A 12,139-nucleotide genomic window follows, 5' to 3' on the forward strand; every position below is an offset into this window, starting at 1 on the left:
GTTCTATGAGAAAATCGGATGGAATAAGGTGGTTGAAGAGGGAAAGACTGGTGGGTAGTATTGGGTTTTAGTATATGAATGAAGAACAACACATAATAAAGACCTAGCTATATATATCATTATAGTGATGGGCGGAAGAACTTGATGTTGGAATATACAAGCTTCTTGAAATAGCAGAAAGGAGAATGATATGAATATTAGAAAAATAACCGAAAACGGGATTGAAATTGCTATTGTAGATAGTAATGATATTTTGATTTATGATACTCAATCAGCCTTGGATCTTATAGCTACAATTAGTTATCAAACAGGAGCAGATCGATTTATTCTAAGCAAATCTGCAATTGATGAGAAATTTTTCGATTTAAAAACGGGTCTTGCAGGAGAAGTTCTGCAGAAATTTATCAATTATCAAGCTAAAGTTGCTGTCGTAGGTGACTTCACAATCTATCCGAGCAAAAGCCTTAAGGATTTCATATATGAGAGTAATCATGGAAAGAATACATTTTTCTTACCCGATGAACAACAGGCCGTCGATAGATTAAGCCAGATATAGGATTCTCCCAGATGTATAATCATAGAAGAAGCTCGAACAACAAATGACCCTAGCCTAAGATAAGAGCTATCTAAGAGGCTGGGTCATTTTCGTAAAAATTCCAAAAATTATTCTCGGAGGGATTCAAAATGGAAGTAGGTAAGACAAAATCTGTTGGCTACCAGGTTGGAGTCAGAAGAACACTTCCCCTGACTTTGGAAGAAGCATGGGAAATGATTGTGTCTCCCCGGGGAATTAATGTTTGGTTAGGAGAGATTTCTTCGTATGATTTTTCTGTCGGTGCAAATTATTCTACTCAGGAGGGTATCTCTGGAGAGATTAGAGTGCTGAATGAGAGACAGAATGTTCGATTAACATGGAAGAAAGATCAATGGGAGAGAGCTTCAACTTTACAAATTAGAACAATAGAACAATTGAATGGCAAGTGCACAATTAGTTTTCATCAAGAGAACTTACCTAGTTCTAAGGATCGGGAAGAAATGAAAGTAAGATGGGAAGAAGTACTGGAGAAATTGATGCAAGGAATATAAGCAAAAACAGGAGGATCATATGTTGTATTCAAACTACTCCAAAGGTGAATAAGGGATTGAAATATCCGTCGGGTTCTGAGATTAGAAGGAGATTTAAGTGTTGATGAGAAAGAAGGGCTGGGCCATTTTGGAATCCAAGAGGAATTTAGGGGGCGAGCAACTCTTGAAAGATCGGTTTATAGCTGCTTTACAGGAAAATAACTTGGCTGAAATGAGAAAAGTACCCAAAGCAGATTTACACAATCATAGCACCAGGGGTGGGAACAAGAGGTATATAGAAAAATGGTGTGGTACAAAGATACCCGATTGCCCAAAGTTTAGAGATCTTCATGAAATGAATCAGTGGAACACCATAAACATTAAACCATTGCTGCCTGGTCGGCCTGGTTATGAAAAGCGTATAGAAGCGGCCTTTGAGCAGGCGAAGATGGATGGGGTCCACTTACTTCATATGAGTGTAACTATTGGTGAAGAGGCTTTGTTTGATAATTCAGCTGAAAAATTGGTATATGCTATACAGGACATCCATCAGAGGGTTGCACCAGAGGTCATTTTTGTCCCAGAGATCGCATTTCTAACATATACACCGATTCATGAAACCTCTGAAAAGTTAGACCAGTTTCTAGAGTTGAATTATTTCAAATCCATAGACATATTCGGTGATGAATTTGCTGTTCCCGCATTTAAGAAGGTTTTTCGAAAGGCGAAAAATAAAGGATTGATTCTTAAGGCACATGTCGGTGAATTCGGAACGGCTGAGTTGGTTAGACAATCAATTGAAGTATTGGAACTGGATCAAATCCAGCATGGAATCGCCGCAGCGAGTTCCCCTCAAGTGATGAGGTGGTTATCGGACCACAACATACAATTGAACATTTGCCCGACAAGCAATATCCTCCTTTCGAGAGTAGAGAATTATCAAGCACACCCCATAAGAATATTGTTCGACCATGGAGTTAGGGTTACGGTGAATACGGATGATATGCTTATTTTTGACCAAAGTGTATCTCAGGAATTTTTTAATCTGTACCATGCAGGATTGTTTAGCGCTGAAGAATTAAATGAAATAAGGGAAAATGCCTTCGCTAACTAAAAGTATTTTCTTAACTTACTTGGCGTTGGTATATGCCTAATGGACTCAATTGGATGGTACAGTAGCATCCACGGACCTGAAAAACGCATAACTTCCTTAATTCTTTGACGGTAATTCGGTTTGTAACAATGGATAGGGCACTTTGCACAAGCTGTTTTTTCTTCACCAAATTGGCAGAGGGATAGCCTTTTCATAGCATAATCATTTAAGTCCTGACATTCCTCGCAGAGCTCTTTTTGATGATGTTTTTTCTTACAATATAGACGAATCATTTTTGAAACAATATCTTTTTCTTTACGGATTTTAGGACCATCATTCAACTGCCGTTTTGCCTCGGTTTCCATGTATGAAGACCTCTTTTCAATGTAATAAAAAGTTTAAAATTATACATTAAACAATATCATCTAATCATCAAAGAAAAATAGTATGAATCTCATAAAAATAGAAGATACCTGTTCATCTCAGGCAGAGCTTAAGGTCATTTATAAGTTTCGAGGAAACACGGATACTCTATCACAAGATAGACCTTCATTTATACCGGGGAGACGAGTCGAGTTACCGATTGCTCAATTTAGATACGATGAAAACAAATGGAAAGTATATTGGAAGGATAGTAAAGATAAATGGCATTTTGTAGAAGATATAAAACCGATAGAAGACTTTGAGTTCGGATATATGTGGATGTAACCTGGAGAAGGGGAATGACTCTAGTTAACACCGCATTCGGTACCGAGTTCTCTGTGAGGCAAAAATAAATTCTTATTTGAAGGAGCGATTAATATGAAAGTACAAAATCTAGGGGCAATATTTATTAGAGTTAGTAATTTGGATAGGGCATTACCATTCTATTCTAATGTGCTTGGTTTACAATTGCGAGATGTTGAACAATGGGATAATGGTAGAGGAGCAAATTATACTATTCCAAACCAATCCACGTTACTTACATTAATTGAAGTTGGAGAATCGTATGAACCTTTAAAACATCCCATTATGAATTTATATTGTAATAACATTTCAGAAGCCTATGAGGAACTGAATAATAAAGGAGTTGTCTTGGGATCAATTAATAGGTGGTCTTCGGAATGGAATGACCATATCGATTTTGATATTTATGATCCAGATGGAAATGCAATTAATTTAATAGAATGGACTTCCCGAAAGGAATAAACAGCAACTACAGTAACTCGAAGGGACATAGATCCGAACAATGAAGCTATAAGAATAATTCCTGAATATTGGATAATGAAGCAAGGAAGACCGGACAACCACGGTACCAATAGAAACTGCTTATATATGACGATTGTTAACCGGGATTTAAGCAACTACTCCATAGATATTTCTGAGGATGGGAAGCTTGTATCTACCAAAAGGCTATTTCAAGCAAGGGAAAGTTTTGAAAGCCATTTTAATGACCTAGTTGAATGGATGGAAAAGTACGGAACGGTGCAGCCTATCGAGCAAATTGATGTCAATCAGAGTCTGGATACGATAAATGATGATGTAACAGACGACATAAAGAATTAAATGAGTTTATTAAAAAAGAAATAGATAAGTAGAGTAGAAGGGGAGACCGGGCGAAATGAAGGTTAAACGAATCGTGACCAATATTCAGACGAAAGACATAGAGAAGGCTAAAAAATTCTATCAAGACGTTTTGGGGCTCGACCTATTGATGGACCATGGATGGATAGCAACCTACGGATCAAAGGATAATATGGACATTCAAATCAGCTTTGCATCCCAAGGAGGTTCAGAGACTGACACGCCTGATTTATCCATCGAGGTGGATGATATAGATGAGGCCTATATACGAATGAAAGATGGAGGATTCAATATTGAATACGGACCAGTAGATGAACCATGGGGTGTACGAAGATTTTATGTTCGAGATCCTTTTAACAACTTGGTTAATATTCTTACCCATAGAGAATAAATTCGGTGAACATGGAGGGATGATTTGGTGAAGAAGAAGCTTGTATTAATTGAGTATTCCGGGTTCAGGTAAATCAACCTTTGCGCGGTTTTTATCAAATCAATTTGAACGGAATGGATATTCCTGTGGATTATTTCTTGAAACTAATATAAAGGACAGTGCTCATGACATATGATCTGTATCACTATTTTGAGAAAGAAATCGGTCCATTTAAAAATTTATCAAAGTTATCAATGGATGATGCAACAAAAATATCTAATCAAATTAAGAAAAAGGGGGACGTATTTGCCAGTCAAAGAAATGATGATTATTTGATGATCAGAAGAGAATTAGAAAGAATAGCCAGAGACATATTTATAAAAAAAGGTGGGAAACCCATCAATGCATTTCCCCACTATATGACTTTGGGGGCTTGTAATTGGCTTCAGACATGGTACATGGAACCAGGAATTATAACAATAGATTGGAATGAAATCTCTAAACAATCAATGAGCTTTACATATGGTGATCTATTTCCGACTATGCGATATCCAGATGAGAAACCATATAGAAAACAAGTTTACACTAAAGATGAAATTGTTAAAGTTATTGATCAGTTCGGCTTACCACAAGATTGGAATGCTGACGGTGATCGGGGACCAGAAAGATACATAGAAGTCCAAATATGGGACGAACAAATGATTCAAAAATATTTATAAGTGATAATGGGTGCCTTTATTTTGAAAATAATTAAATTTGTAAATATACAAAATGCAATTATAGATGTAAAATAACATTACTTGAGGTTTTTGGCCGGCATATAAACAATGTGCGACAATATTTGTGAATAAAAGTGCAAAGTTGCAAAAGATGCCTCAAGTAAGAAGAAGGCACATAGTATGCCAATTCTATATAGAAAACATAGGGGAGATGGGACAACCATGAAGATCAAAACAACAAGAAGAATGATGATGCTGTTAGCGTTAGCGCTTATCATCAGCATAGTAGGCGTGGCATGCAACAGCAAGACGGATAATGCCAACGCAGGCAACGGTGGCAGTAAAGCATCGGAGACACCGGAGCTGTCTCTGGGCCTACTGCCATCAATAGATGCGATTCCATTCATTATTGCTCATGAACAGGGCTTTGATCAGAAGCACGGAGTGAACCTGAACATCCAGACATTCAAGAGCGCCAAAGACCGCGATGTAGCTTTTCAAGCCGGCAAGATTGATGGGTTAAGCGCCGATCTGGTTGCCATTTCGATCTATAATGAAGCTGGATTAGACGTGAAAATAACCAGCACAACCTTCGGAGAATTTGATCTGTTGACCGGCAATAACGGGATTCAGGAAGTGAAGGATCTGAAGGGAAAAACCGTGATCCTGTCTAAGAATACCTCTACGCAGTACACCGTTGCCATGATGCTGAAGCAGGCCGGACTGACGGAGAAGGACATTAATATAACGGAAGTACCGCAAATTCCAACACGGCTGGAGCTGCTGAAAAATAACAAAGCGGATGCCGCGATCTTGCCGGAACCATTCGTTACGATGGGGAAAGCGTCGGACTTACGCGTGCTTAGCTCCACGAAACAGGCTCAGGTAAACCCATTCGTGCTGGCCTTTCCGCAAAGCGTGATTGATGCCAAGCCGGAGGCGATCCGTGCTATGTATAGAGCCTATGATGATGCGGTTGAGTACATGCAATCTCATGATCAGAAGGATTATATTGACCTGGTGATCAAGGAAGTCGGCTATCCGGAAACCTTGAAGGACCAAATTGAGGTACCGGCTTACATTCCAGCTAATCAGGTCGATGTGAAAGAGGTCGAGTCGGCATTTGCTTGGGCCCGCGAGCAGGGTCTGCTGACAAAAGACATCACCCCAGAAGAGGTGATATCCGATGTCCAGTTCAAGAAATAACGGACTGTGCGTAAAGGAGCTTGAAGTTGAATACAAGAGCGGGGAGCTGGCGCTTGGGAGAGTGGATTTCACCTTGCCGGAGCACGGGATTTACACCATTCTAGGGCCATCCGGGAGCGGGAAATCCACACTGCTGCGCGCTGTGTCTGGCCTCCTGCCGGAATATCGAGGCGAGTTGATGTTCAATGGACAGTCCCTGCGCGAACAGGACATACTGATTGGTCTGGTACCACAAAATTACGGTCTCCTGCCCTGGAAGACAGTCAAGTCTAACATCAGGGTAGCAATGAAGATTGCGAATCCCAAGGGGCAGGATAGGAGGTCTCAGGAAGCGCAAATTGATCGCTGGCTGTCGGCGATGGGCATCCAGGAGCTAGCGGACCGTTACCCGCTGTCGCTAAGCGGGGGGCAGCAGCAGCGGGTTGCCATTGCACGGGCATTTGCGATTATGCCGTCTATTTTATTGCTGGACGAGCCATTCTCTGCGTTGGATGCCATTACGCGGGAAGTGCTGCAGCAGTTATTCTTGGAGCATTGGCAGGCGAATCCCGCCACAGCGCTGTTCGTGACTCATGATGTAGATGAGGCCATCCTGCTAGGGCAGAAGATTATCGTGCTCCCGTCGAGCAAGAGCGAGGCGCCGGAGATTATGGATAATGAGGCAGTATTCGGGCTGGAGCATAGGGAGAAGCGAGCCAGTGATGCCTTTTTTGACCAGATCAAGAGAATCAGAAAGGTAATGCAGGAGAAATGGTGAAAAAACGACGTCGGCTCAACTATATTTTGAGATTATTGTTAGTGTTCTTGGGGATGCATGTGGTCTGGTACGTAGCGTATCTGCTAGTGCATCATCCGATGCTGCCCAGCCCGCTGGAGGTCTATCAGGCGATGGGACACCTTGGCGGAAAGGATATTGTGCTGAATGTTGGCTATAGTCTGATGCGAATCTTTGCTGGAGTTCTGTTAGCACTGATCGTTGGCCTGCTGATCGGGCTACTGATGGGGCGTTCGGCGCTTTGGAACAAGCTGCTGGACCCGGTGGTGTATTTGACTTATCCGGTGCCCAAGATCGCGCTGCTCCCGGTGGTTATGCTGTTCTTCGGGCTTGGCGAGACCTCCAAGATTCTCATGATTATGCTGATCCTGCTATTCCAGATTATCATTTCTGTACGGGACGGGGTAAAAGCCATACCAGCGAACACGTATGATGTGCTGACAAGCATTGGCGCAGGGCCTGGACAGAAATTTTGGCATGTCACCCTACCCGGCGCATTGTCTGTAATCCTTAGCACCATCCGCATCTCGCTGGGTACGGCCATATCGGTTCTGTTCTTTACTGAAATCTACGGCACCGAGCATGGTATGGGCTTCTTCATTATGGATGCATGGCTCAGACTGGATTATCCGCAAATGTACGCTGGGATTCTGCTGTTTAGTCTGGTCGGCTTCGTTCTGTTCTTGCTGGTGGATCTGCTGGACTACCGATTCATGAAGTGGCGGAAGTAGGATAAGGCACGGAAGTAGCTCAGACAACAAACGCCCCAGCCTTAGATAAGAGCTATCTATGGCTGGGGACTCATTGCATAAACCCCATAGATTGACGATAAGTCACGGGGGATACCCCAGCAATGTCTTTGAAAACCCGATAAAAGGTTGGCAAGCTTTGAAAGCCACATTCAAATGCAATATTGGTGACTGCTTTATCTGTCCCTGTCAATTCTCGTTTAGCGGCTTGGACTCGCAGCAGAGATACGTAATCAGAGAAACGGTACCCGGTCGTTTCCAGAAATGCACGACTGAGGCGCGAAGCACTTATACCCAACTCATCTGCCAGCCCCACCAAACTCAGCGGTTCATGAAATCGCCGATCCACCAAAGTGGCTAAAGATTGTGCTTGACGAACCGTTTGTACCATCGCCTGTCGTTCGTCATCACTAAGCAGCTCGTTGTAATGTCTGAGCAGGCGGCCGCATAACTGAATAAGCGCGCTTTTAGCCATCGCCAAATAGCCGGGGGATTTCTCTCGAAGCTCCTCCGCTATTGCAAGGATCCAAGGCGTAAGCTCCCTTGCAAGCGGCGAGCTACCGGCAATATGATTACGAAAATGAGTAGAACGATAGGAGAAGGGCAGTAAAAGACCTGGCTCTTCCGTGAGCAGTAGCGTCGGATCAAAGTTAATAAAGAGATAGCGGCTTGGATCATCCGGGTCAGATTGAGCGATATGATGTTCCTCGTTGTTGACGATAAATAAGTCGCCAGGACTAGCCGTATAGCGTTTGCTGCCAAAGAAGAAGCAGCCTTTGCCTGACAGGCAGAGGCCGACTTCCAGACTTGAATGCATATGGGGTGATTGTCGATTCGTAGCAGGCGTCCATTCGAAAGCATTGATCGGAATTGGATGATCGTATGTAATATGCAGCTTCATTTTTCCATCGCCCCCTGACATTAATCATGTATAAGGCAAGTATACAATAAGAGCTGCATTTGTGGTTGTAGAATCATCCAAGACAGTTCATAGAGGAGGCCTGGGTTACGAAACAAGATTGGCATTTACCGCTGAAGTCTCCGGAAAACATGATAGCTCCTCTGAGCACATTCTGAGATGGCAATTGGGTGGAAGCCGCTGATATCCGCGTACAAAGTATCGTTCAGGGGCTTGATCCAGGTTTCAGGCAGTGCGGACGCTCCAAGCGAAGCGCCAAGAATGGATCCGACGGTGGCGCCATTGCAATCGGTGTCCCAGCCGCCAAGAACGGCTGTAGTAATCCCTTTTTCAAAATCGCCGCCGGAATGAATGAGCGCAGCCGCGCATAATGCGGCATTATTGTTAGTATGCACACAGTGATAATGCTTAAAGGCATCCCAAATTTTCTCAACCAATTCAAGCTGATCTGGCGTTTCCTCAGCAATTTGGACCGCCAGTCTAATGTCTTCTGCCAGCCGGCTGCGCTGCGGAATCTCACTTAACCCGATCTCAACGATCCGCTTCACATCGCTCTCAACGAATGCAGCTGCAATCATCGCTGAGCAGAACATAGCGCCGTAAATCCCATTCTTCACATGAGAGAAAGAGGCGTCCCGCCAAGCAAGTTCAGCAGCAAGCTGAGGCTGGCCGGCAGCGCCATATGCATAGCCGTCTACGCGGATTTGAGCACCGATCCATTCCCGGAAAGGGTTCAGATAGGAACGTACCCACTGGATATGCTTCACCCAGTCATCAGGCTGCTCACCGCTAATACGTGTAGTGACTCGGGCAAAATTCAGGTATGCCTGTGTTTCAGCCGTGAACACCTGACCGAAGGAAAGGAGACGATGCCACATCTTGCCGACATCCCAGGAGTTAAATTCTAGACCGTACTCCTCAAGCATGAGCAGTCCAAGCACCGTGTAACGAATATCATCATCCGTCTCCATAAAGCGGATATGATCTTGGCAGCTGGCCAGACTGCTCCAGTGGGCAATCTCGATGTCATATTGAGCCTCGGCAGTCGATTTGCTTGGTGTGTAGTGGCGAATCGGCCATTGCTCGGCGCCTTCGAACCAGAGCTTAATATTATGCCAGCCGGGTCTACCTGCTGATCCCTGCATGAAGGCTGGAGCCTCCAGCGGCTTACCTAATGCGCAACCGGCTGCTCGGCCGAGCCAGGCACCATAAAACTTGTTTTGCCATACTTCGTCATCCCAATCACTACTAATCATACGCGGCCCTTCTGGGCGTTCAGCACGAATCGCTTCCAAATCTGATGGCTCAATATACTTAAAATCAGGGCTTATTTCAAGTGCCATTAATTCATGATATATCCCCATAATCTGAGCTTCATCCATATCGGCCGCTTCAAGTCGATCCATGAAACCTGTTACATGGCAGCCTTCCTCTCCGCGCTGCTGTATTTCTTGCCTGACAAGTTCTCGCAGTCCAATCCATTTCGTCATAACGGATTCCTCCATAATTTTGTGAATTTCTTTATCACTGATTATAGCCAGCATTCTCGCCTATGACTTCTCAAAAAATGAAAGCGATATTCTCATTTTTTGCGTAACTGAGTATAGTTCGAGATCCTGCTTGCATAACATTCCGTTGACTGGTACGCTTGGGGAAGCTCAGACTACACAAGACCCAGCCTATGATAAGAGCTATCTAATGGCTGGGTCTTTTCGTGAATAGCACAACGTTTTGAACTCAAGAAACAGTAAAGATACAAGAATAGGATAGGGGACTAACGGATATGGAAGGAACAGGGGATCAAAGATTCATCATAATAAAACGTTATTTTCCGATTTATTTATGTACCTTAGTCCTCATTTTATCGGCCTTGTTTGGATGGAACTTAGGTAAGGACGGTATTCCCAAAGGAACTAAGTACTTTCAAGTCATCGCTAATAATAAGGTTACTCTACATGTGCTGAAGACAGATCCGAGTAATATTTCGTTTTCCAGTATAAACGACAACGTCGTGCAATCGGGAATTAGCGGAATAAATGGCGGATTCTTTTGGGAGAATCAATTGTTAAGCATCGCAGTTATGGATGGTATACCTGTAAACGGGAGTCCTGAAGAATACGGCTCAGGTTGGTTTAACACCAAATATGCCCGAGGGACCATGGTATATGATCGGGTTACCAAAATGGTTAACGTACAGCGAGCTTCAAGCGTGGTCGATCTGTACATGACAGACGCTACAAGGTTCTGGGCACAGGGCGGAATCAGTATGAATCTTCAGGACGACAGCAATTGGTATAGAATAGCGGTCAAAGAAGAAGGACTGCCGTTTCCGGATGTTGAGCGTCTCCGCAGCGGTATGGCCTATGATAATGATGGAAAGGTGTATCTTGTAGTCACTTCGACCAAGTGTACTGCAGAGGAATTTCGTACTGCTATGAAGAGAATGACTGACGCAGGAAATCTGAATGAAGCTATCTTTCTGGATGGGGACGGTTCCTCACAACTACTGGCCGATAAGGTTAAACTGAAAGGCGACAGCCGAGCAGTGGTGCAGATGATTGTGGTGAATGGGGAGTAAGCTTTTTATAGGTTTTCCCATTCATCTTTTATCATAGAATACCGTACGCTGTCGGTTAAATTTCTACTGTACTTGCGTAGTGTCCCTTCATATGTAAAACCGCATTTTTCGATAACACGTTTGGATTTTAAATTGGATGAATAATGGCAAACTGCCACAACCAATAAGTCAAGTTCAGTAAAGGCGTATTTTAACATACACTTAACTGCTTCCGTTGCATACCCTTTATTTTGATAATCCATAGAAATAATATATTCTAACTCTTTATAGCGGTCATGTCTGTTTATATCGCTAAGAGATATTGAACCGATGGCTTTGTCATTTTTCTTCAAAATGATAGCCCAAGATTCCTGACTTTTAATTAATTGATGGATAGATTCAAGACTTTCATTAATACTCTCACAAATTTTCGCTCCAGCATTTTCTACATCACTGTTGCTATATATTTCAAAATAATCGTTAGCATCGCTATCCTGCCATTCTCGAAGGATTAAGCGTTCGGTTTCAAGGGTTTCCATTATATTATTTCCTCCTATTACTTCATTCGTTGTTGAAAGAGCTATGCACAAATCAATTATATGTCATATGAGTAATTAATTTATGTGTCTGAAAGTGTACAAATGAAAAATATCTAATATGAGGTGCTAAATGAACTATCAAAATATCCAAGCTGCAAAACGGGGGAATTGGCTCGAATGACGATTGGTTATGGTTAATTGATCCTTTAGATGGAACAAATAATTTTGCTATTGGTTTACCTGTCTTTACGACATCTATTACGCTCATGTACAGAAGAGAACCTGTGCTTGGGGTGGTATATGAGCCATTGACAGATCGTCTATTTGTATCTGCTATTGGGGAAGGAGCGATGTGTAATAATCATATTGCCAAAGGAGATATCGATGGAATTGTACTGTACAATTCTGAAGGTGATGATTTGTATTCAGGTATTTTGATGGTCAAGGAAGCGGGAGGGATTGTTATTGATTTTGAAGGGAATCCGTTCAGTGGAATGAAAGAGGAACCCTATTTAATTGCCTGTCATCCAGACAATAAGGAAATGCTCCGTATTGTAAGAGAAGGACTACAGTGAGGGAATGAA

Annotated in this window: 16 protein-coding genes and 1 pseudogene; 13 read left to right on the forward strand and 4 right to left on the reverse strand. The window is 42.8% G+C overall.

Translation table 11 applies throughout. The features are described from left to right. Positions 1-190 precede the first annotated feature (190 nt). The 3 genes from ABD014_RS07665 (at position 191) to ABD014_RS07675 (ending at position 2,179) form a co-directional block, all read left to right on the forward strand. Complete coding sequence (locus tag ABD014_RS07665) at positions 191-556, forward strand: DUF4180 domain-containing protein (protein WP_343859457.1); 366 nt, start codon at positions 191-193, stop codon at positions 554-556. Between the two features lie 128 nt (positions 557-684). Beyond that, positions 685-1,086, forward strand: coding sequence for an SRPBCC domain-containing protein (locus ABD014_RS07670; RefSeq protein WP_343859459.1), 402 nt, complete (start codon positions 685-687; stop codon positions 1,084-1,086). A 103-nt stretch (positions 1,087-1,189) separates the two neighbouring features. Continuing rightward, positions 1,190-2,179, forward strand: a complete 990-nt coding sequence (locus ABD014_RS07675; RefSeq protein WP_343859750.1) for an amidohydrolase family protein — start codon at positions 1,190-1,192, stop codon at positions 2,177-2,179. On the opposite strand, the gene ABD014_RS07680 is transcribed toward ABD014_RS07675, so the two are convergent. After that, positions 2,176-2,523, reverse strand: a complete 348-nt coding sequence (locus tag ABD014_RS07680; protein ID WP_343859461.1) for a nitrous oxide-stimulated promoter family protein — start codon at positions 2,521-2,523, stop codon at positions 2,176-2,178. The genes ABD014_RS07675 and ABD014_RS07680 overlap by 4 nt on opposite strands. Positions 2,524-2,605: 82 nt before the next feature. On the opposite strand from ABD014_RS07680, the gene ABD014_RS07685 reads away from it, so the two are divergent. The 8 genes from ABD014_RS07685 (at position 2,606) to ABD014_RS07720 (ending at position 7,522) form a co-directional block, all read left to right on the forward strand. After that, the gene (locus tag ABD014_RS07685; RefSeq protein WP_343859464.1) at positions 2,606-2,866 is read left to right on the forward strand and encodes a DUF3024 domain-containing protein; all 261 of its coding nucleotides are present in this window, start codon (positions 2,606-2,608) and stop codon (positions 2,864-2,866) included. A 93-nt stretch (positions 2,867-2,959) separates the two neighbouring features. Further along, a complete protein-coding gene (locus ABD014_RS07690; protein ID WP_343859466.1) occupies positions 2,960-3,346 on the forward strand; it encodes a VOC family protein in 387 nt (128 codons plus the stop codon). 75 nt (positions 3,347-3,421) lie between these two features. Continuing rightward, positions 3,422-3,703 carry a hypothetical protein gene (locus tag ABD014_RS07695; RefSeq protein WP_343859468.1) on the forward strand — a complete coding sequence of 94 codons (282 nt, stop codon included), beginning with the start codon at positions 3,422-3,424 and terminating at the stop codon, positions 3,701-3,703. Positions 3,704-3,758: 55 nt separating this feature from the next. Further along, on the forward strand, positions 3,759-4,112 hold the full coding sequence (locus ABD014_RS07700) for a VOC family protein (protein ID WP_343859471.1): 354 nt from the start codon (positions 3,759-3,761) through the stop codon (positions 4,110-4,112). A gap of 164 nt (positions 4,113-4,276) precedes the next feature. Further along, positions 4,277-4,810, forward strand: coding sequence for a hypothetical protein (locus tag ABD014_RS07705; RefSeq protein WP_343859474.1), 534 nt, complete (start codon positions 4,277-4,279; stop codon positions 4,808-4,810). A 222-nt stretch (positions 4,811-5,032) separates the two neighbouring features. Next, positions 5,033-6,016, forward strand: a complete 984-nt coding sequence (locus ABD014_RS07710) for an ABC transporter substrate-binding protein (RefSeq protein WP_343859477.1) — start codon at positions 5,033-5,035, stop codon at positions 6,014-6,016. Continuing rightward, positions 5,997-6,773, forward strand: coding sequence for an ABC transporter ATP-binding protein (locus ABD014_RS07715; RefSeq protein ID WP_343859480.1), 777 nt, complete (start codon positions 5,997-5,999; stop codon positions 6,771-6,773). The genes ABD014_RS07710 and ABD014_RS07715 overlap by 20 nt, the downstream gene beginning before the upstream one ends. Continuing rightward, positions 6,767-7,522 (forward strand): ABC transporter permease, encoded by a 756-nt coding sequence (locus ABD014_RS07720; RefSeq protein WP_343859483.1) that lies wholly within the window; start codon positions 6,767-6,769, stop codon positions 7,520-7,522. Before ABD014_RS07715 ends, ABD014_RS07720 begins: the two co-directional genes overlap by 7 nt. 70 nt (positions 7,523-7,592) lie before the next feature. Here the strand turns inward: ABD014_RS07720 and ABD014_RS07725 are convergent, their stop codons facing one another. Together ABD014_RS07725 and ABD014_RS07730 are read right to left on the reverse strand one after the other, a co-directional pair. Continuing rightward, on the reverse strand, positions 7,593-8,441 hold the full coding sequence (locus ABD014_RS07725) for a helix-turn-helix transcriptional regulator (RefSeq protein ID WP_343859486.1): 849 nt from the start codon (positions 8,439-8,441) through the stop codon (positions 7,593-7,595). A gap of 125 nt (positions 8,442-8,566) precedes the next feature. After that, complete coding sequence (locus tag ABD014_RS07730; RefSeq protein ID WP_343859488.1) at positions 8,567-9,949, reverse strand: ADP-ribosylglycohydrolase family protein; 1,383 nt, start codon at positions 9,947-9,949, stop codon at positions 8,567-8,569. Positions 9,950-10,242: 293 nt separating this feature from the next. On the opposite strand from ABD014_RS07730, the gene ABD014_RS07735 reads away from it, so the two are divergent. Beyond that, the gene (locus ABD014_RS07735) at positions 10,243-11,037 is read left to right on the forward strand and encodes a phosphodiester glycosidase family protein (RefSeq protein ID WP_343859492.1); all 795 of its coding nucleotides are present in this window, start codon (positions 10,243-10,245) and stop codon (positions 11,035-11,037) included. Between the two features lie 5 nt (positions 11,038-11,042). On the opposite strand, the gene ABD014_RS07740 is transcribed toward ABD014_RS07735, so the two are convergent. Beyond that, on the reverse strand, positions 11,043-11,555 hold the full coding sequence (locus ABD014_RS07740) for a GNAT family N-acetyltransferase (protein WP_343859495.1): 513 nt from the start codon (positions 11,553-11,555) through the stop codon (positions 11,043-11,045). 161 nt (positions 11,556-11,716) lie between these two features. Here ABD014_RS07740 and ABD014_RS07745 point away from each other — a divergent pair. Continuing rightward, positions 11,717-12,130, forward strand: a pseudogene (locus ABD014_RS07745) (inositol monophosphatase family protein); the annotation flags it as partial. Positions 12,131-12,139: the final 9 nt, after the last annotated feature.

This window comes from Paenibacillus motobuensis (assembly GCF_039521865.1).
GTDB lineage: Bacteria > Bacillota > Bacilli > Paenibacillales > Paenibacillaceae > Fontibacillus > Fontibacillus motobuensis.

Excerpts from the sequence above, each read along its gene's own strand:
- ABD014_RS07665 (WP_343859457.1), top strand. The coding sequence starts at position 191 with ATGAATATTAGAAAAATAACCGAAAACGGGATTGAAATTGCTATTGTA.
- ABD014_RS07670 (WP_343859459.1), top strand. The coding sequence starts at position 685 with ATGGAAGTAGGTAAGACAAAATCTGTTGGCTACCAGGTTGGAGTCAGA.
- ABD014_RS07675 (WP_343859750.1), top strand. The coding sequence starts at position 1,190 with ATGAGAAAGAAGGGCTGGGCCATTTTGGAATCCAAGAGGAATTTAGGG.
- ABD014_RS07680 (WP_343859461.1), bottom strand. The coding sequence starts at position 2,523 with ATGGAAACCGAGGCAAAACGGCAGTTGAATGATGGTCCTAAAATCCGT.
- ABD014_RS07685 (WP_343859464.1), top strand. The coding sequence starts at position 2,606 with ATGAATCTCATAAAAATAGAAGATACCTGTTCATCTCAGGCAGAGCTT.
- ABD014_RS07690 (WP_343859466.1), top strand. The coding sequence starts at position 2,960 with ATGAAAGTACAAAATCTAGGGGCAATATTTATTAGAGTTAGTAATTTG.
- ABD014_RS07695 (WP_343859468.1), top strand. The coding sequence starts at position 3,422 with ATGAAGCAAGGAAGACCGGACAACCACGGTACCAATAGAAACTGCTTA.
- ABD014_RS07700 (WP_343859471.1), top strand. The coding sequence starts at position 3,759 with ATGAAGGTTAAACGAATCGTGACCAATATTCAGACGAAAGACATAGAG.
- ABD014_RS07705 (WP_343859474.1), top strand. The coding sequence starts at position 4,277 with ATGACATATGATCTGTATCACTATTTTGAGAAAGAAATCGGTCCATTT.
- ABD014_RS07710 (WP_343859477.1), top strand. The coding sequence starts at position 5,033 with ATGAAGATCAAAACAACAAGAAGAATGATGATGCTGTTAGCGTTAGCG.
- ABD014_RS07715 (WP_343859480.1), top strand. The coding sequence starts at position 5,997 with ATGTCCAGTTCAAGAAATAACGGACTGTGCGTAAAGGAGCTTGAAGTT.
- ABD014_RS07720 (WP_343859483.1), top strand. The coding sequence starts at position 6,767 with ATGGTGAAAAAACGACGTCGGCTCAACTATATTTTGAGATTATTGTTA.
- ABD014_RS07725 (WP_343859486.1), bottom strand. The coding sequence starts at position 8,441 with ATGAAGCTGCATATTACATACGATCATCCAATTCCGATCAATGCTTTC.
- ABD014_RS07730 (WP_343859488.1), bottom strand. The coding sequence starts at position 9,949 with ATGACGAAATGGATTGGACTGCGAGAACTTGTCAGGCAAGAAATACAG.
- ABD014_RS07735 (WP_343859492.1), top strand. The coding sequence starts at position 10,243 with ATGGAAGGAACAGGGGATCAAAGATTCATCATAATAAAACGTTATTTT.
- ABD014_RS07740 (WP_343859495.1), bottom strand. The coding sequence starts at position 11,555 with ATGGAAACCCTTGAAACCGAACGCTTAATCCTTCGAGAATGGCAGGAT.